The organism is Herbaspirillum sp. BH-1 (assembly GCF_002870055.1).
Lineage (GTDB): Bacteria > Pseudomonadota > Gammaproteobacteria > Burkholderiales > Burkholderiaceae_D > Herbaspirillum > Herbaspirillum frisingense.
The window spans coordinates 37,287-55,931 of sequence record NZ_PKOI01000020.1 but is presented as its reverse complement, the minus strand read 5'-3'; the positions used below and the strand labels follow the sequence as shown (position 1 = coordinate 55,931).

The following is an 18,645-nucleotide window of genomic DNA, read 5'->3' as shown; positions in this document are numbered from 1 at the left end:
GTACCGCCCTGACGCGATATTTCGCATCATGGCGTCAAGCATGGTTCGGAAAGCGGGACCGGCGACAACGCCGTCCCGGGGCTATCGGACGGGGTCCTATTTCACGGCGTCGACGAATTCATCCGTATAGGTCTTGGACAGGTCCACATGCTTGCCCTTGACGTTGGGATTGAATCCCGAGAGCACCGCCAGCACGGTTTCCGGCCCGCCCTTGGGCATCTTGCCGTCCTGCGAATACATGGGCAGCGAGTTGCTCAAGGCCTGCACGTACAGCGGCTTGTTGTTGCCGTAGTAGTCCTTGGGCATCTTGTCGGCGATCTGTTCGGCGCTGTGGGTGTTGATGAACTTGAGCGTCTTGACGAAGGCACGCGCCAGTTTCTGCGCATCGTCCTTGTGGCTGTTGAGCCAGCTGCGCTGCACATAGACGCTGGACGCCGGATACAGACCGCCCAGCGCCTTGACCGTGCCTTCCACGGTACGCATGTCGATCAGCACCTGGGCGTCACCCGTCTTCAGCAATTGCGAGGCGGTCGGCTCGGTGGTCATGCCGGCATCGATGCGGCCCTGCTTCATGGCGGCGATGAAGGTATTGTCCGCGCCCACCGGCAGCACCGAGAACTGCTTGGAAGTGATGCCATGGCGCGAGGCCAGGTACTGGGTCAGGAAGTTGGTGGAGGAGCCCAGCCCGGTCACGCCCAGGGTCTTGCCCTTGGCATCGGCCATGCTCTGGAAGTGCGGCGCGGCCTTGGTGGAGACCAGCTCCACCTCACCTGGCACCTGGCCCAGGATGGTGATGGCGGTGATTTCCTTGCCCTTGGTCTGCAGGTCGATGGAGTGGTCGTAGAAACCGACCACGGCCTGCACGGCACCGGCCAGCAATTCGTTCTCGGCGTCCACCCCGGCCGGCTGCGACTGCAGCTCGACGTCCAGGCCCTCGTCCTTGAAGTAGCCCAGTTGCTCGGCCAGCTTGGCCGGCAGATAGACCATCTTGTTGATGCCGCCCACCATGATGGTGATCTTGGCGGCAGCCGAGGCCTGGCCGGGGAAAGCGGCCAGGCTTGCGCCGGCCACGGCCAGCGACAGCAAGGTTTGGCGAATGTTCTTGTTCACGATGTCTCCTGTTGGTCGAATCGGGATGCTGCGGATGCAGCGGATTCTAGGGGGTTCGGCGCGTGCGTGCAGGGAGGCCTTACTTCACCTGATCGACGAACTCGTTGGTATAGGTCTTGGACAGGTCGATGTTCTTGCCCTTGATGTTGGGGTTGAAGCCGGCCATCACCTTCAACACCTGCTCGGGGCCACCGGCGGGCATCTTGCCGTCGGGTGAGTACATGGGCAGCGACGCCTTCAGGGCCTGCACGTAGATGGCCTTGTTGCCGCCGTAGTAATCCTTGGGCATCTTGTCGGCGATCTCTTCGGCCGAGTGGGTCTGGATGTACTTGAGGGTCTTGACGAAGGCGGTGGCCAGCTTCTGCGACTCGGCCTTGTGGCTGTTCATCCAGGAGCGATGCACGTAGACGCTGGAGGCCGGATAGAGCCCGCCCAGTGCGGCGCGGGTGCCATCGACGCTGCTCATGTCCACCAGCACCTTGGCCGCGCCCGTGGACAGCAGGATGGAGGTGGTCGGCTCGGTGGTCCAGGCCACGTCCACGCGCTTTTGCTTCATGGCGGCGATGAGCGTGTTGCCGGCGCCGACCGGCAGCATCGAGTAGTCACCCGACTTCAGGCCGGCGCGGCTGGCCAGGTACTGGGCCAGGAAGCTGGAAGACGAGCCCAGCCCGGTCACGCCCAGGGTCTTGCCCTTGAGGTCGGCCATGCTGCGTACGCTGTCGGCCAGGTCGGCGCGCACCATTTCCATGCCGCCCGGTACCAGCAGCAGCTGGGTGATGGAGGTGACTTCCTTGCCCTTGCTTTGCAGGTCGATGGAGTGGTCGTAGTAGCCGACCACGGCCTGCACGGCGCCGGCCAGCAGCTCGTTCTCGGCATCGACCCCGGCCGGCTGCGACTGCAGTTCCACGTCCAGGCCGGCTTCCTTGAAGTAACCCAGGCTTTCGGCCAGCTTGGGCGGCAGGTAGATGAGCTTGTTGATGCCGCCGACCATGATGATGATCTTGTCGGCGGCATGGGCCTGTGGCGCGGCCAATGCCAGGGCGCAGGCGGTGATGGCGGTGGCGCCGGCGGCGATGAGGGTACGGCGTAAAGGGGTGGCGCGGGCTGACGAAAACACACGAACGGCGTGACGCATTATGATTGCCTCCTGATTATGGGTGGGATGGTCTGTCGCCATCTTCACTTTTTATTGATCTGCGGGCCTATTCTAAGAAGCCGAAACCTTCATCCAGCTTTCCAAAAAACGGCTTTTTTATTTGCAGCGCAACAAAAAAGATGCCAAAGAAACACGAGACTACCGCATGAAATTGCTCCTGATCGAAGACAATCCCCAGCTTGCCCACTGGCTGGAGCAGATTCTCAAGGAACACAAGTTCAAGGTCGATATCGCCGCCGATGGCGAGATCGCCGACCAGGTGCTGCGCGACGAGAACTACGATGTCGTGCTGCTGGACCTGATGCTGCCCAAGATGCATGGCAAGAATGTGCTGCGCCGCCTGCGCGAGCGTCACAACGGCGTGCCGGTGATGATCCTCACCGCCAGCGGCTCCATCGACGAAAAGGTGGAATGCCTGGGCGCCGGCGCCGACGACTATCTGGTCAAACCCTTCGAGATCCGTGAACTGGTGGCCCGCATCAAGGTGCTGGTGCGCCGCCAGACCCCCGACAAGGCCGCCGAAATCCACTGTGGCGACCTGGTCTACGACAGCAACACGCGCCAGTTCGCGGTGGCCGGCACCACCCTGGCACTGCCGGCGCGCGAGCACGACGTGCTGGAAGTGCTGATGCTCAAGCAGGGCAAGACGGTCTCCAAGACGGCCCTGATGAAGGGCGTCTTCAGCCTCTCCGAAGAACCCAGCGCGGATGCCATCGAAATCTACATCTCGCGCCTGCGCAAGAAGCTGGAACATTCCTCGGCCGCCATCATGACCCTGCGCGGGCTGGGCTACCTGTTGCGCCAGAAAGATGATTGACAGCCTGCGCCTGCGGCTTCTGTGGTGGCTGCTGATCCCGATGGCGGTCTATGTGGGCCTGTCCACCAGCGACGCCTACGACAACGCCGTCTCCAGCGCTACCCTGGTGCAGGATCGCGCCCTGCTGGCCTCGGCCCGCATGATGGCCGGCCAGGTCGGCTGGAACGACGGCGCGCCGGTGGTCTCGGTGCCACCGGCGGCGCTGGAACTGTTCGCCTCGCCAGCCCAGGATGCCGTCTATTACCAGGTGCTGATGGATGACGACACGCTCCTGGCCGGCCGCCCCGACTTCCCCGCCCAGCCCGACTTTGCGGCGCTCTACCCGGTCTATACGACCACCAGCTTCGAAGGCCGGCCGCTGCGCGTGGTGAGCTATATCCGCGCCCTGTTCGACGAAGGGACGCTGCGCATGGTGGCGGTCTCGGTGGGCCAGACCATGCAGGGGCGCCAGCAGATGATCGACGACCAGTGGCACGCCTCGCTGCGACGCCAGATCGTATTGCTGCTGTTGGCCATCAGCCTGGTGGTGTTGGGCCTGACCATGGAATTGCGGCCCATCCTGGCGCTCAAGGACGCGCTGGCCACGCGCCAGCCCGATTCGCTCACGCCCCTGCAGGCCGGCGGCCTGCAGCAGGAACTGCGGCCCATCGTGGAGGCGATCAACCAGTACATCTTCCGCCTCAATGCCCAGGTCACGGTGCAGAAGCGCTTTGTGGCCGATGCCGCGCACCAGTTGCGTACGCCCCTGGCGGTGATCGACTCGCAGATCCAGTTCGCCCGCCAGCTCGACGATCCGCAGCGGGTGGCCCAGGTGCTGGCCTCGCTGCAGGAGGGCAGCCGCAGCATGACCGACCTGACCAACAAGCTGCTGTTGCTGTCCCAGGCAGAAGCCTCCAACGGCAGCGCCTTCCCGCGCGGCCCGGTGGACCTGCTCTCGGTGGCGGCAATGGTGCTGGAAGAGCTGGCCGGGCTGGCGCTGAAAAAGAACATCGACCTCGGCCTGGAGACCACCCTGGAGCGTGCCATGGTCACCGCCAACGAAGCCCAGCTGGGCGGCATGCTGATGAATCTGATCGACAATGCCCTGCGCTACACCCCGGAGGGCGGCAAGGTCACCGTAGGGCTGGAGCACAGGCGCAAGGAGGTCATCGTCACGGTGACCGACAATGGTCCGGGCATCCCGGCTGAAGTACGCGAGCGCGTGTTCGAACGCTTCTATCGCAATGCCCGCCCGGACCAGCCGGGCTCCGGCCTGGGCCTGGCCATCGTGCGCGAGATCGTGCAGGCCTCGCAGGGCGCGATACGGCTGGAAGTACCGGCCACCGGCACCGGTCTGGTGGTGGTAGTCAGCCTGCCGGCCATGGCTGCACCGCCCACTGCGTCCTAGGCGCGCCAGCGGCAATACAAAATCCTGCAGCGCACATAAAACCTGAGCAAAAAGTATCACCGCCCCTCACGCTTTTGGCGTGGAGCGCCGCGCCATGGGCTCGTACTCTTGGCCTGGCCGTCAGACAGGCTGTGTTCGCACTCCGCTATGTTCCCCCGAAGCGGTTGCGCGCAATACGTGACACTTCAACGTGACACGTGACAGGTGATCGATAAAAAATATCAGGAGACAAATCGTGAACAGGTTCTACTTGGGCGCTGCGTGCGCCGTCCTGGGTGCTGCGTTGCCGCTGTCGGTATCGGCGCAGTCCTGCAACGTCCCCGTGCTGAAGGTGCTGGCCCAGAAAAGCCTGGGCCTGACCGTGATGGAAAAATCGCTGGCCGATTACCAGAAGCGCAGCGGTACCCGCGTCGAGATCAGCTACTTCGGCGAGAACGACCGTCGCGCGAAGTCGCGCCTGGATGCCTCCACCAAGGCCGGCTCGTATCAGGTCTACTACGTCGATGAGGCCAACGTGGCCGAATTCGCCTCGGCCGGGTGGATCGTGCCGTTGCTGAAGTATTTCCCCAAGGAAGCCGACTATGACGACTTCCTGCCCGGCCGCCGTGCCGTGGCCAGCTACAAGGATGTAGCCTACTTCGCGCCGCTGATCGGCGGCTCGGACTTCCTCTTCTATCGCCGCGATCTGCTGGAGAAGGCTGGCCTGCCGGTACCGCGCACGCTGGACGAACTGGTGGCCGACATCAAGAAGCTGCATTCCCCGCCCAATATCTATGGCTGGGTGGCACGCGGCCAGCGCGGCTCGGGCATGAACGTGTGGCGCTGGGCACCATTCATGCTGGCCCAGGGCGGTAGCTGGACCGACAAGAACAACCAGCCGGCCTTCAATTCGCCGGCGGCAGTGAAGGCCACACAGCTCTATGCCGAACTCTTCAAGTACGCGCCGCCGGGAGCTGCGACCTACGACTGGAGCAACGCGCTGGAAGCCTTCCGCTCCGGCAAGGTGGCCTTCATGATCGAGTCCACGCCCTTTGCCGACTGGATGGAAGACAGCAGCAAGTCCAGCGTGGCCGACAAGGTCGGCTATGCCCGTCCGCCTGCTCCCCTGCCCTCGGCCGCCTATGGCCACGGCCTGGCCATCTCGGCCGTCGGCGCCAAGGATGAATGCACGCGCCAGGCAGCCGGCAAGTTCATCGCCTTCGCCACCGGCAAGGAACAGGAACAGGCCCGTCTGCGCGAAAAGGTCTTCAGCGACTACAACCGCAACAGCACCGTCCAGAGCGACTACTTCCAGAAGAACGTCAAGCCGCAGATCCTGGCCGGCCTGAAGGACACCACTCCGGTCTCCAAGCTGACCATCTGGCCCAGCCCGCAATGGCCGGACATCGGCGACAACCTGGGCGTGGCGCTGGAGGAAGTGTTCACCGGCACGCAGAAGGACATTCCTCGGGCGCTCAACGATGCTGCGCAATATGCGCAGGATGCGATGGAACACGCACGCAAGTAAGCCGGCCCCACAGCGGCTTCACAACGACCTTTGACGATGTCGCCGCCGTGGCCTTGCGCTGCGGCGGCTTCCGGAGTCCTGCATGTTCAATCGTGGAAAGAACTCGCTACCCTACCTGTTCCTGGGGCCCTCGCTGCTAGTGATGCTGGTGCTGGGCCTGGTGCCGACGGTGGCGGCCATCAACCTGGCCCTGAAGAACCGCGTACTGCGCTATCCCGACAGCGACTATGTCTGGCTGCGCAACGTGGAAAGACTGCTGTCGGACCGGCGCTTCCTCAACGCCATCGAAGTCTCGGCGATCTGGGAAGTGGTGACCGTGCTCGGCGCCGTGGTGGCGGGCATCCTCATCGCCATCTATCTCTTCGAAAACGTCCACGGCAAGTGGCGGCACGCCATGTGCGTGCTGCTGATCACGCCGGTACTGCTGCCCCGGGTGTCGGCCGCCTTTATCTGGAAGTTCATGTATTCGCCGCTGACCGGCATCCTGGGCTGGCTGCTGGGGCTGGTGGGCATCCATGACACGGCCTTCCTGTCCGACCCGGTGATGGCGCTGTACGCCGTGGCGCTGGTCGATATCTGGCAATGGGGCCTGTTCTTCGCCGTGATCGTGTTGAAGCTGCTGGAAACGCTCCCCCCAGAACCACTGGAAGCGGCCAGGTTGGACTATGCCCGCACCTGGCAGGTGTATGCCTACATTGCCCTGCCGATGCTGAAGGCCCCACTGATGAGCCTGGTCTTCATCAAGATGGTGGAGTCGCTGCGTTCCTTCGACCTGATCTACGTGATGACCAAGGGCGGCCCCGGCGTCACCACCGAGACGCTGGACATGTATGCCTATGCGCAAGGGATTGGACTGTCCGGCAAGGTCTCGTATGCCTCCACCATGGCGGTACTGATGATGGTGGCGACCACGCTGATCTTTACCCTGATCTGGAAGCGGGTGAGCAAATGGGAAGACTGATCGCACGCTGCGCCGTCTGGGGCGTGGGTATCCTGCTGGTGCTGGTGGCGCTGTTCCCGCTGCTGTGGGCGCTGCTCAATTCGCTCAAGACGCTGCTGGACATCGTCACGCCCACGCCGCGCTTCTTCTTTACGCCCACGCTGGAGAATTACCGGCAGGTCATCGGCAGCCCGGAAGTGTTGACCGGTCTCACCAACAGCGCCGTCATCGTCGGCAGCGCGGTGCTGCTGGGCACGCTCATGGGCGTACCGGCAGCCTATGTGATTGCCCGCTATCACGTCCCGGGCAAGCGCGATATCCAGTTCTTCCTGCTGTCGCTGCGCTTCCTGCCGCCAGTGGCGGTGGCCATCCCGCTCATTGCGATCTGGGTCGACCTGGGCCTGTACGACACGCGCTTCTCGATGGTCGTGACCTATCTGCTGACCACGCTCTCGACCATCACCTGGCTATCGATCCCGGTGTTCCAGCGCATGCCGCGCGAGATCGAGGAAGCCGCCACCCTCGACGGCTACGGCCCCTATGCGGTGTTCTGGAAGATCGCCCTGCCCAACTGCGCCGGCACCCTGCTGGGCGGAATCATCTTCAGTTTCGTGCTGGTCTGGAACGAGCTGATGATCGCCCTGGCGCTGACCTCGTCGGCCAGCGCCACCTTGCCGGTGGTGGCCTCGGCCTTTACCTCGATGGGCCAGGAAGTGCCGTGGGGCGTGATCAATGCCTCCACCGTGCTGCTGGCGCTACCGCCCCTGATCTTCGTCGGCGTATTGAGCCGGCTGTTGAATTCCATGCTCAAAGCAAAATAGGAGACCCCATGCAAGCCCTCGTACTCGAAGCCACCCGCGAACTGAAGCTGCGCGAGATCGACCTGCCGCAACAGGTGGGACCGCAGGATGTACGCATCCGCATCCATACCGTGGGCATCTGCGGCAGCGACCTGCATTACTACACCCACGGCAGCATCGGCCCCTTCAAGGTGGAAGCGCCGATGGTGCTGGGCCATGAAGCCTCCGGCACGGTGGCCGAGGTCGGGGCCGAGGTCACCCATTTGAAGGTGGGCGACCGCGTCTGCATGGAACCGGGCATCCCGCGCCTGGATTCGCCGGCCACGCTGCGCGGCCTGTACAACCTCGACCCGTCGGTGCGCTTCTGGGCCACGCCGCCGATCCACGGCTGCCTGACCGGCAGCGTGGTGCATCCGGCGGCCTTCACCTATCGCCTGCCGGACAATGTCAGTTTTGCCGAAGGTGCCATCGTCGAGCCGCTGTCCATCGGCCTGCAGGCCGCCACCAAGGCGCGCATGAAACCGGGCGACACGGCCGTGGTGATCGGCGCCGGCACCATCGGTGCGATGACGGCCCTGGCCGCCCTGGCCGGTGGCGCGGCACGGGTCATCCTGGCCGATGTGGTGGCGGAGAAACTGGCGCACTTCGCCGGCAACCGCGCCGTCACCACGGTCGATGTGTCGCAGCATTCGCTGGTGGACGTAGTGCGCCAGCTTACCGGCGACTGGGGCGCCGATGTGGTGTTCGAAGCCTCCGGCCATGGCGGCGTCTATCAGAGCCTGATGGACCTGGTCTGCCCGGGCGGCTGCGCGGTGCTGGTGGGCATGCCGCCGGAACCGGTGGCGCTGGACGTGGTGGCCATGCAGACCAAGGAAGTGCGGCTGGAATCGGTCTTCCGCTATGCCAATATCTTCCCCAGGGCGCTGGCATTGATCAGCTCGGGCATGATCGATGTGAAGCCTTTCATTTCACGCAAATTCCCCTTCTCGCAAAGCATCCGCGCCTTCGAGGAAGCCGCCAGCGGACGTCCGCAGGACGTCAAGATCCAGATCGAGATGGAAGGCTGACCATGGCTGACATCCACTGCCAGGGACTGGCCAAGCACTATGCCGGTGGCCCGCCGGTGCTACATCCACTGGACCTGCACATCGGCGACGGTGAATTCGTGGTCCTGCTGGGCCCTTCCGGCTGCGGCAAATCCACCATGCTGCGCATGATCGCCGGCCTGGAAGACATCTCCGGCGGCACCCTCGCCATCGGCGGCCAGGTGGTCAACGCGCTGCCGGCGCGGGATCGCAACGTGGCCATGGTGTTCCAGAACTATGCGCTCTACCCGCACATGAATGTCTATGACAACATCGCCTTCGGCCTGCGGCGGCTCAAGCGACCGGCCGCCGAGATCGACCGCCGGGTGCGCGAGGTGGCCGCCATGCTGAACCTGGACACCCTGCTGGAGCGCAAGCCGCGCGCCATGTCCGGCGGCCAGCAGCAACGCGCCGCGATTGCCCGCGCCATCATCAAGACGCCCTCGGTGTTCCTGTTCGACGAGCCGCTCTCCAACCTGGACGCCAAGCTGCGTGCCCAGTTGCGCGGCGACATCAAGCGCCTGCACCAGCGCCTGCGCACCACTACCGTCTACGTCACCCACGACCAGCTGGAGGCGATGACCCTGGCCGATCGCGTGGTCCTGATGCAGGATGGCCGCATCGTCCAGGCCGGCAGCCCGACCGAGCTCTACCGCTACCCGTGCAACCTGTTTGCGGCCGGCTTCATCGGCACTCCGGCCATGAATTTCCTCTCGGGCGTGGTGCAGCGGCAAGAACAGGACGTGGTCATCGACACGGCCCGTCAGCGCTGGACACTCAAAGGTGAAAGGTTTTCACGCCTGCGCCATGGAATGGCGGTAAAGTTGGCGATACGTCCCGACTACGTCCGCATTGCCGGCCAGCGGGACACAGCCGCCAGCCTGACCTGCCCGGTCAGCGTGGAACTGGTCGAGATTCTCGGTGCCGACGCACTGCTGACCACGCGCTGCGGCGAAGAGACGCTGACCGCACTGGTCCCTGCCGAGCGCCTGCCGCAAACGGGCGCGCCGCTGACACTGGCCTTCGATCAGCATGACCTGCATGTGTTCGATGTAGCAAGCGGAGAGAACCTGTCGCTGCCCGAGGGCGCCTTGCCGGCCCCCTGGCATGACGACGGCCCGCATGGCAAGGAGACCAAGCATGAGTCCGGATCTGGAACTGGTGCATACCCGCCAGGACGAATCGTTCAGGGCCTGGGTGCATGACTACCCGCACACGGTGGCCAAATGGCACTTCCATCCCGAATATGAAGTCCACGTCATCACCGCCTCCAGCGGCAAGTTCTTCGTGGGTGACTGCATCGACGATTTCGGCCCCGGCAACCTGGTGCTGACCGGCCCCAACCTGCCGCACAACTGGGTCAGCAACCTGGGGCAGGATCAGCACCTGGCCGGGCGCGACCTGGTACTGCAGTTCTCGCGCCCCTTCGTGGAGCGCATGGTGGGCGCCATTCCCGAACTGGCCCCCTTGCAGGAACTGCTGGATGGCGCGGCGCGTGGTCTGCAGTTTCCCGATGCATTGGGGACATCGATCACGCCGCTGATGCAGGAACTGGCGCAGGCCGGTGGTGCGCGGCGCGTGGTGCTGATGATGTCGGTGCTGGAACAACTGGCGTCCTGCCCCGAGCGCAGGCCGCTTGCCGGTCCGGGTTACGACCTCAACGCGCAGCGCCACATGTCGTCCACCATCAACCAGGTGTTGTCCTATATCCGCCAGAACCTGGGCGGCAACCTGCGCGAGACCGACGTGGCCGAACTGGCCGGCATGAGCGTGAGCAGTTTTACCCGCTTCTTCAAGCGCCATACCGGCTGCACCTTCATCCAGTACCAGAACGGCCTGCGCCTGAACGAAGCCTGCGAACTGCTGATGTGTACCGAACTGAGCGTGACCGAGGTGTGCTACCGGGTGGGCTTCAACAATCTTTCCAATTTCAACCGCCAGTTCCTGGCCGGCAAGGGCATGCCGCCCTCGCGTTTCCGCTCGCTGCACCGGCTCAATGACGACGTCCGGGCAGTGGCCTGACCCCTACTCCGTAAGCAAAGGAAATTGATTTGAGCTATCTGGGCATCGACCTCGGCACTTCCGAAGTGAAGCTCGTCCTCACCGACGACGACTCCCGCGTCATCGCCACCACCGGTGCCAGGCTGCGCGTGGACAACCCGCATCCGCTGTGGTCCGAACAGGCGCCGCAATCGTGGTGGAACGCCACGCAGGACGCCATCGCCGCGCTGCGCGCCGAGGCTCCGCGAGCGTTCTCGGCGCTGCGCGGCATCGGCATCTCGGGCCAGATGCATGGCGCCACCCTGCTGGACCGCAACGGCAACGTCCTGCGCCCGGCCATCCTGTGGAACGACATGCGCGCCCACGCCGAGTGCGTGGAGCTGGAAGCACTGGTGCCGGACGCCGCCCTCATCACCGGCAATCGCGCCATGCCCGGCTTTACCGCGCCCAAGCTGCTGTGGCTGTCGAAGTACGAACCGGCGGTCTACCGTGCCATCGACAAGGTCTTGCTGCCCAAGGATTACCTGGGCTGGAAGCTGACCGGCGAATTCGTCTCCGAGATGTCGGACGCGGCCGGCACGCTCTGGCTGGACGTGGCGCGACGCGACTGGTCCGAGCGCATGCTCGCGGCGACCGGACTGGACCGCAGCCACATGCCGCGCCTGGTGGAAGGCAGCGCCGTGGCCGGCCCGCTACGCGAGGAATTGCGCCGCGAATGGGGCATCGACGGCCCGGTGGTGGTGGCCGGCGGCGCCGGTGACAATGCCGCCAGCGCCGTGGGCATCGGCGTGATCCAGGCGGGCGACGCCTTCCTCTCGCTGGGTAGTTCGGGTGTCCTGTTTGCCGCCACCGCACGGCACGCCCCCAACCCGCAACAGGGCGTGCATGCCTTCTGCCACTGCCTGCCCGGGCAATGGCATCAGATGAGCGTGATCCTGTCAGCCGCTGCCAGCCTGCATTGGCTGTCCGGCATGGTCGGTCGCGAGGTGGCCGAACTGGTGGCCGGTGCCGAACACCTGAGCGCGACGCAACAGGCACAGGCGCCGATCTTCCTGCCCTATCTGAACGGCGAACGCACCCCGCACAACGATGCCAGCGCCAAGGGAGTGCTGTTCGGCATGACACCGGCGCACGACGCCGCCCACCTGGCCTATGCCGTGATGGAAGGTGTGGCCTTTGCCATGGCGGATGGATATGCAGCGCTGCAGTCGGCGGGTACCGTGCTGCAGAGTGCTGCCCTCGTCGGCGGCGGATCGCGCAGTGCATTCTGGGGTGAGTTGTGTGCCACGGCGCTGGGGATTCCCTTGCGGCGACATGCGGGGGCGGAAGTCGGCGCAGCGCTGGGGGCAGCGCGCTTGGGGCGCCTGGCTAGCACCGGCGAATGTGCAGGACAAGTCTGCGTTGCGCCACCGGTGCTAGAAAGCTTTGTACCACAGGCGGTTTATGCCGAACGCATCATGCAGAGAAAGCACCAATATCGGCGTCTATATTCGGCACTGGCTCCTGAATTTTCGGCATTCACCACGTTACACGTCACAAGGGGCTGAAATGAATTTATGTCCGCCAGAAATCGACAAAACTTAGGAAGAATGCTATTCACAGCACTGAAGGGATAAAGAAAGATAGGGGTTCGAAGTTGGATTGGGCTTGCCCGTCTTAACGGTCACAATAAAATGTCCTCTCTTTTTTCAAAAAAACAACAAATAAAGAATGGCGGTTGCGTTGGCAACTTCCCCACTCAAGACCGTATCGTTCGTTCAGGTGAAATTGGTGCCCTGGAACGAATAGAGGCATTCTTTCATGGCTGTGCTTATGGACCACATCGCCACGATATGTATGCAATTGGCATCACATTATCCGGAGTTCAAACATTCAACTATCGGAAGGAGACCCGGTTCAGCCTACCTGGCAAAACCATGGTGATCCATCCAGATGAATTGCACGACGGCGAGGCAGGCACTTCGGATGGTTTTCACTACCGCATAGCCTATATCGCTCCAGCCCTTTTTCAATCAGTGATCGAGAATGCGGCATTGCCATTTATAAAAGATGGCGTGAGCAGTGATCCATGCCTCTTCCGTGCGGTACAACGGCTACTATTTGATATCTCGCTGCCGCATTCCGCATTGGAGTCTGATGGTCATCTTTTGGAGTTGGCCGAAGCGCTTCAGCCCCTCGCTGGTATTGTGCGAAATCCGCATCGTGGCGACTTTCGAGCCGCTCAGATTGCTCGAGAGTATATTCACGACAATCTCACCGGTGTCATCACGCTGGATGAGCTCGCCAACATAAGTGGCAGAGACCGCTGGAATTTGTCTCGGGACTTTCGATTCTTCTTCGCAACGAGTCCCTACCGGTATCTGACGATGAGACGTCTTGATCTCGTCAGACGGCTGACTTTGGCAGGCGTTCCCCTTGCGAAAAGTGCAGCCCACGCGGGCTTCTCAGATCAAAGCCATATGACGCGACAATTCGTGAAAACCTATGGAATATCGCCTGCCAAATGGTTAAGAATTGAATCCTTTGGCAACAAACCGAGCTAGTATTGACCTAAAGCGTTGGGTACAAACACGATGGAAAGTCGCTACGCTGCTAGACGGGTTTGTTTTATTGTTGAGAAAATGATCAGTACCATTTGATAATCGGATCGAACTCAGCTCTCGTCGACTTTGCAGCTAAAGAAGGTGCAGAAAAAAAACATAGAGCACAGTTGATCCAGCTGCGATCAAAATTAATCCAAGGTGAGTAGCCAGCGAGAAGACAGCCGCAGTTGTGATCGCAGCTATTGCTGGAATCGGTTCGACTTGAATTTCGGTCCACGCGATATACATGGAAAAGTTAATGAACACAGCAAGTGGTAATTCCCGTTGCAGCATGTCATGAGCGGTCTTATTGAGGCGATTCGGTAGCAAGGCCGGAAGCACCCGCACCAGTACGCTCGCCATTGACAAGGCAAGGATCGCGATTTCATGAGACGTGAAATTCATCGGCCAGCTCCTTCATTCTCCATGTGCAAAATGCGATGCCCGGCAACCAAAACCAGATTTTTCCCAGCAGCGCGAGTAGACATATCGCTACCAATACGCACAACGTAATTTCGACGAAGCACCGCCTACCCCAAATCGAAACTTGAGGTAAGCGCGACTTGATCTGCCTGAGAGAAAGTACAAACAAGACCAATCCTGCCGGAAAACTGAGATTGATCCCTGCATCCATCCATTCTGACGGAATGAAACCAAACAGCAGGGCACCTGAAACACTGGCGAGCACCCAAACAACATAGATCGTTAGCCGAATCACCATGACTGATAGCATGGTGTCATTTTCTTTTTCTACCACGTAGGCTTCATCGCCCAAAATATGGGCCATAAGCGCTCGGGAAATTTTCCCCGACGGCAAGCGATGCGCGGTAGCAAACGCGATCGGAATATAGCGACTGTTAATCGACGCAGCCATCAACAGCATCGTAAGAAAGCCAATTCCCTGCTCAGCCAATGGCAGCAATGCAAGCTGGCCACTTCCCGAGAAACCGAAAGCACTGAAGAGGAGCGTATCTATCAAGCCCCAGCCAGACTGGGATGCGAGTACGCCACAGAGCATGGCAATCGGAACAACTGTTAAAGCTGTCGGTAATGTACGTAGAAGGGACCGCAAAACAACTCTTCGCATCTCTTCCGAAAGATACGTGCCGAGCTTCATGACAACACCTGACATTGGACTTCACGATCAACGTCTAGTGCTTTCAGTATTGATCGCATAAGTGATGTTGAATCACATTGCTGGCGTTCACAACGCCGCGCTCCCCAGCCGACCACCGCATCCACCGTACCGGCGACAATTCCACTTGTAGCTGCTTTACTTGCATTGGTAGGCATGAACTTCCCTCCTCACGAGATCGTCTTCAAGGGGATACACCCCGTCACTCAGACGGTAGAAGTCTGTAACGAAAAAAAAGGAGAGTCTTGAACGATTGTGCAAGTATCTGCCCAAGTACACGGGGCAATTTGCCTTACAGCCCGGCAACAGGACCCGCAAGCAGCCCCCCCGTATCACGGTGACGCGACTGCGTGTGGCGCGATGTTGATTTCCTCACGTCAGACCAGCGGTGGCGAACAAGACCGAAGCATGGACAGTGACACCTCGTCATACCGCGACGCGCCAGGGATTTCCGTCATCGCGGATAAGCCTGCTTACATCGATGCCCGAAGAATAAATCAGCTTTTTTTGATCTTGTCACAAGGTCCTCAATGTCGCCCACATCACTGCCCGTCAGGCGTCTCTTTCTTGAGATCGGCAAACTTCCCCGCCATGGTCGGATTGCCACGCGTGAGTCGCTTGATCGTGACATCCTGCGCCTTGTCGTTGGCCAGGCGCAGGTTGCGATCGGTGCCGAGCAGGGCTTCCTTGGTCTTCTGCAGGTGGTCGATGGACTTGTCGATTTCCTCTATCGCGGTCTGGAAGCGACGCGACGCCAGGTCGTAGTTCTTGGCGAAGGCGGCCTTGAAGGTATCGAGTTCGGATTCGAAGTTGGTAATGTCGATGTTCTGTGCCTTCACCAGCGCCAGCTCGGTCTTATACTTCAAGGAATTGAGTGCAGCATTCCTGAGCAGGGTGATGATGGGAATGAAGAACTGCGGACGGACCACGTACATCTTCGGGTAGCGGTGGAAGACATCGACGATGCCGGTGTTGTACAGCTCGCTCTCGGGTTCCAGCAGAGAGACCAGGACAGCGTATTCGCAGCCTTTTTCCTGGCGGTCCTTGTCCAGTTCCTTGAGGAAGTCCTCGTTGCGGTTCTTGGTGGCGGTACGATCGCTCTCGTTCTTCATCTCGAACATGATGGAGACGATCTCGGTACCCGCCTCGTCCGTATCGCGGAAGATGTAGTCGCCCTTGCTGCCGCTGCGGGCATCGTTGTCCTTCTCGAAGTAGGCGCGCGGGAAGGCAGTGGCACGGATACGATTGAACTCGGTCTCGCAGTGCTGCTCCAGGGTTTCACCGACCATCTTGGTGGAGAGCCGCGCCTTCATGTCGCGCAGGCGCTCGATCATGTCTTCGCGGTCCTTGATCTGGGTTTCGTACTTGTCCTTCAATGATTTCTCGGCCAGCTGCTTTTCCAGTTCGGCGCGCACCAGGCTGCTCTTGAGTTCATCACGCTCTTTTTCCACCACGCCGACCGCTTCGTTGACGGCCAGTTTCTGGGTGATGGCAATGGATTCCATCCTGGCTTTGAGCGCCTGGATCTCGGCATCCTTTTCGCTGACGGTCTGCTGCAGTTGCTGGGCCAGGCGGGCCTCGGCCAGTTGCAGGTCGGACAGCTTTTCCTTTTTCGCCTGCTCCAGGTCATGGGCCAGCCGGTCACGTTCCTTTTCCACATTGGCCATGGCCTCGGCCACGGCCATCTTCTGGGCGAGTTCACCAGCCTCCAGGCGGGCCTTCAATTCCTGGATTTCGGCATCACGGACGGCGGCGGCCTTCTGCAGCTCGCCCTCGGCGCGGGCGCTGGCCAGTTCGATGGCGTTGCGCTTGTCCTGCTCGGCCAGTTCCAGCCGTTCATGCAATTGCTGCTCGAAGGCGCTGTCACGGACCTGCTTGAGGATGTCGGCATAGCCGGCTTCGTCGATCTTGAAGGCTTTGCCGCAGTGGGGGCAGATGATGTCGTGCATGAGGGTTCGTTTCCTTGTGCTTTCCGAATGCCCGCTAGCTTAACGTATTGGGAAATGGAGGCGATAAATCGGTAATGAAAATCGGCAATGGAAATCGGAAGGGAGAAAACGGACAGACCGTGCGAGGCACGCTGCTCTGAAATTAGCGAAAAGTGCAAGTCGCCCTTCTGATCTCGCTGATGTCACTCTGAGCGAGTGAAAGGCCTTCGCCCCTTAATGCACTGGCCCCACGGCAATCCAGGAGGCATGTCTCGGATTGTTTCGGAATTTTGGTTCTAATTTGATCTGATCATTCATAGGCGCTACTACGCCACCACCCATGCCCTAGAATGTGCGCCTTTCTATCGCGCCTCGCTTGCTCAATGCCTGCAGAGAACCACGATTCGCTCACAATTCATTCAAAGGAAAATGTCGTGAAAAATATCCTGCTCATCCTATTCATACTCTCGACATCCCTGAGTCCTGCGTTGGCCCAGCGCGCACAGCCCAGCGATGCATCCATTGCAGAACTGATGAAGATAACTAACGCTTCGTCAATGATGGATACGACCATGCAAAACCTGCATGCGTTGATGCGTACCAACTTCGCGCAGATGACCAAGGGTCAATCAATGACATCGCAACAGAAGCAAATTCTGGACGACATGCAGTCACAGATAGCGGCCATGCTCTCCAGCGAACTGCGTTGGGAAAAGCTGGAGCCTTCCATTATCGGCACCTATCGTCGGACGTTCACGCAAAAGGAAATCGATGACATGCTGGTCTTCTACAAGAGCGAGACAGGACGCGCTGTGATCCAGAAAATGCCTGTGGTGATACAGGCATCGACACAATCGATGGAGGGTGTGATGGCCAATCTAATGCCCAGGTTTGAAAAAATTCAAAAGGAAGCACTGGATAGATTGCACGCGACGCGCAACTCTTCTTCCAGATAAAGACTGCGGCGGTAGTATCGTTCGCGCACGATACATCTCCGGCATGAGCCGCCTCTTCAGAAAATCCTGAACAAAGGATCTACGCGTGAAAGAGAAAACCACACAATGGCAGACTCCACACCATCACCGTACTGATATCCGAAAACAGGTCATGGGTTCCGAACGGTGTCTTTTCGGCCTCCGTTCGATCAAAGAAATTCATTTTTATGCCGGAGAAATGCGAAAAGCCCGCACAAGGCGGGCTTTTCTGAATTTTGGTGGAAAGTGCAAGGTTTGAACTTGCGACCCCTGCAGTGTGAATGCAGTGCTCTACCACTGAGCTAACCTTCCGTACCTGACCGGCTTTTTACTGCAGCACCAATCGAGAGACAAGATTATGCCAATCTTTTTCACGATGCGCAAGCGCTTCGTAAATAATTCTTCATTTTTATCGCCATGCAAAATCCTGCAGGCAGTCCGGCCACATTCTGTGAGCAGCTTCGCCTGCTCAGGCGGCTTCAGCGGCAGCCTCGGGTGGTGGCGGTTCGAAGCGCCAGACACAACTGCCGCGGACTTCCTTGTCCAGCTGATTGAGCACATCTTCGTGCAGGGCCAGTTCGTCTTCGCTGGCGGCCAGCACGATCACCTCGGACAGCGGGGCCAGTTCCAGCTTTCCGTCACCGGCGCTGACTTCTTCCTCCGTGCCCAGGTCCATGGTCAGCGAGTTCTGGCCTCGCGTCATGGAGAGGTAGACCTCGGCCAGCAATTCCGCATCCAGCAAGGCGCCGTGCAGGACGCGGTGGGCGTTGGAAATGCCATAGCGGTCGCACAGCGCATCGAGCGAATTGCGACGACCGGGGTGCAGCTCCTTGGCCATCTGCAGCGAGTCCACCACGTCGGCGATGTGCTCCTTGAAGGGCGGCAAGCCCAGCAGCGCCAGTTCGGCATCGAGGAAGCCGACGTCGAAGGGGGCGTTGTGGATGATGATCTGGGCGCCGCGCACGTAGTCCAGGAACTCGGCGGCGATCTGCTTGAAGGTCGGCTTGTCGGCCAGGAATTCGGTGGTCAGGCCGTGGACGGCCAGCGCACCTTCTTCGGAGTCACGCTCGGGGTTGATGTAGAAGTGCAGGTTCTTGCCCGACAACTGACGGTTGAGCACTTCCACGCAACCGATTTCCAGGATGCGGTTGCCGTTGCGCGGCGAAAGGCCCGTGGTTTCGGTATCGAGAATGATCTGACGCATGCTTGCTCCTGCTGGTGTT

At 60.7% G+C, this 18,645-nt stretch carries 17 protein-coding genes and 1 tRNA gene; 11 read left to right on the top strand and 7 right to left on the bottom strand.

The features are described from left to right. Window positions 1-96 precede the first annotated feature (96 nt). Together HBH1_RS20900 and HBH1_RS20895 are read right to left on the bottom strand one after the other, a co-directional pair. Entirely contained in the window at window positions 97-1,110 is a 1,014-nt protein-coding gene (locus HBH1_RS20900; RefSeq protein ID WP_102664218.1) for an ABC transporter substrate-binding protein, read from the bottom strand. A 79-nt stretch (window positions 1,111-1,189) separates the two neighbouring features. Further along, the gene (locus HBH1_RS20895) at window positions 1,190-2,245 is read right to left on the bottom strand and encodes an ABC transporter substrate-binding protein (RefSeq protein ID WP_102664217.1); all 1,056 of its coding nucleotides are present in this window, start codon (window positions 2,243-2,245) and stop codon (window positions 1,190-1,192) included. Window positions 2,246-2,411: 166 nt separating this feature from the next. On the opposite strand from HBH1_RS20895, the gene HBH1_RS20890 reads away from it, so the two are divergent. From HBH1_RS20890 to HBH1_RS20845, 10 genes are all read left to right on the top strand, one after another. Continuing rightward, the gene (locus HBH1_RS20890) at window positions 2,412-3,083 is read left to right on the top strand and encodes a response regulator (protein ID WP_006462850.1); all 672 of its coding nucleotides are present in this window, start codon (window positions 2,412-2,414) and stop codon (window positions 3,081-3,083) included. Further along, window positions 3,076-4,470, top strand: a complete 1,395-nt coding sequence (locus HBH1_RS20885) for a sensor histidine kinase (RefSeq protein ID WP_102664216.1) — start codon at window positions 3,076-3,078, stop codon at window positions 4,468-4,470. The genes HBH1_RS20890 and HBH1_RS20885 overlap by 8 nt, the downstream gene beginning before the upstream one ends. A gap of 235 nt (window positions 4,471-4,705) precedes the next feature. Continuing rightward, complete coding sequence (locus HBH1_RS20880; RefSeq protein ID WP_102664215.1) at window positions 4,706-5,977, top strand: ABC transporter substrate-binding protein; 1,272 nt, start codon at window positions 4,706-4,708, stop codon at window positions 5,975-5,977. Window positions 5,978-6,059: 82 nt separating this feature from the next. Further along, on the top strand, window positions 6,060-6,938 hold the full coding sequence (locus tag HBH1_RS20875; RefSeq protein ID WP_102664214.1) for a carbohydrate ABC transporter permease: 879 nt from the start codon (window positions 6,060-6,062) through the stop codon (window positions 6,936-6,938). Next, window positions 6,926-7,738 (top strand): carbohydrate ABC transporter permease, encoded by an 813-nt coding sequence (locus HBH1_RS20870; RefSeq protein ID WP_006462854.1) that lies wholly within the window; start codon window positions 6,926-6,928, stop codon window positions 7,736-7,738. The genes HBH1_RS20875 and HBH1_RS20870 overlap by 13 nt, the downstream gene beginning before the upstream one ends. Window positions 7,739-7,746: 8 nt before the next feature. Next, window positions 7,747-8,784, top strand: a complete 1,038-nt coding sequence (locus HBH1_RS20865) for an NAD(P)-dependent alcohol dehydrogenase (protein WP_102664213.1) — start codon at window positions 7,747-7,749, stop codon at window positions 8,782-8,784. A gap of 2 nt (window positions 8,785-8,786) precedes the next feature. After that, window positions 8,787-10,007: an ABC transporter ATP-binding protein gene (locus HBH1_RS20860; RefSeq protein WP_102664212.1), complete on the top strand. Its 1,221-nt coding sequence runs from the start codon at window positions 8,787-8,789 to the stop codon at window positions 10,005-10,007. Beyond that, window positions 9,943-10,824: an AraC family transcriptional regulator gene (locus HBH1_RS20855; protein ID WP_102664211.1), complete on the top strand. Its 882-nt coding sequence runs from the start codon at window positions 9,943-9,945 to the stop codon at window positions 10,822-10,824. Before HBH1_RS20860 ends, HBH1_RS20855 begins: the two co-directional genes overlap by 65 nt. A 29-nt stretch (window positions 10,825-10,853) precedes the next feature. Then, window positions 10,854-12,350 carry a xylulokinase gene (gene xylB, locus HBH1_RS20850; protein WP_102664210.1) on the top strand — a complete coding sequence of 499 codons (1,497 nt, stop codon included), beginning with the start codon at window positions 10,854-10,856 and terminating at the stop codon, window positions 12,348-12,350. Window positions 12,351-12,476: 126 nt separating this feature from the next. Next, window positions 12,477-13,346 carry an AraC family transcriptional regulator gene (locus HBH1_RS20845; RefSeq protein WP_102664209.1) on the top strand — a complete coding sequence of 290 codons (870 nt, stop codon included), beginning with the start codon at window positions 12,477-12,479 and terminating at the stop codon, window positions 13,344-13,346. Between the two features lie 132 nt (window positions 13,347-13,478). On the opposite strand, the gene HBH1_RS20840 is transcribed toward HBH1_RS20845, so the two are convergent. The 3 genes from HBH1_RS20840 to HBH1_RS20830 form a co-directional block, all read right to left on the bottom strand. Beyond that, window positions 13,479-13,790: a hypothetical protein gene (locus HBH1_RS20840; RefSeq protein WP_102664208.1), complete on the bottom strand. Its 312-nt coding sequence runs from the start codon at window positions 13,788-13,790 to the stop codon at window positions 13,479-13,481. After that, window positions 13,771-14,502: an AzlC family ABC transporter permease gene (locus HBH1_RS20835; RefSeq protein WP_102664234.1), complete on the bottom strand. Its 732-nt coding sequence runs from the start codon at window positions 14,500-14,502 to the stop codon at window positions 13,771-13,773. Before HBH1_RS20835 ends, HBH1_RS20840 begins: the two co-directional genes overlap by 20 nt. Before the next feature lie 560 nt (window positions 14,503-15,062). After that, window positions 15,063-16,469 (bottom strand): DUF2130 domain-containing protein, encoded by a 1,407-nt coding sequence (locus HBH1_RS20830; RefSeq protein WP_102664207.1) that lies wholly within the window; start codon window positions 16,467-16,469, stop codon window positions 15,063-15,065. A 413-nt stretch (window positions 16,470-16,882) separates the two neighbouring features. Between HBH1_RS20830 and HBH1_RS20825 the strand changes: the two genes are divergently transcribed. Beyond that, the gene (locus tag HBH1_RS20825) at window positions 16,883-17,404 is read left to right on the top strand and encodes a DUF2059 domain-containing protein (RefSeq protein WP_158243314.1); all 522 of its coding nucleotides are present in this window, start codon (window positions 16,883-16,885) and stop codon (window positions 17,402-17,404) included. Between the two features lie 255 nt (window positions 17,405-17,659). Here HBH1_RS20825 and HBH1_RS20820 read toward each other — a convergent pair. Then, window positions 17,660-17,734, bottom strand: a tRNA-Val gene (locus HBH1_RS20820). A 157-nt stretch (window positions 17,735-17,891) separates the two neighbouring features. Further along, window positions 17,892-18,626 (bottom strand): DNA polymerase III subunit epsilon, encoded by a 735-nt coding sequence (gene dnaQ / locus HBH1_RS20815; protein WP_102664205.1) that lies wholly within the window; start codon window positions 18,624-18,626, stop codon window positions 17,892-17,894. Between the last annotated feature and the right edge of the window lie 19 nt (window positions 18,627-18,645).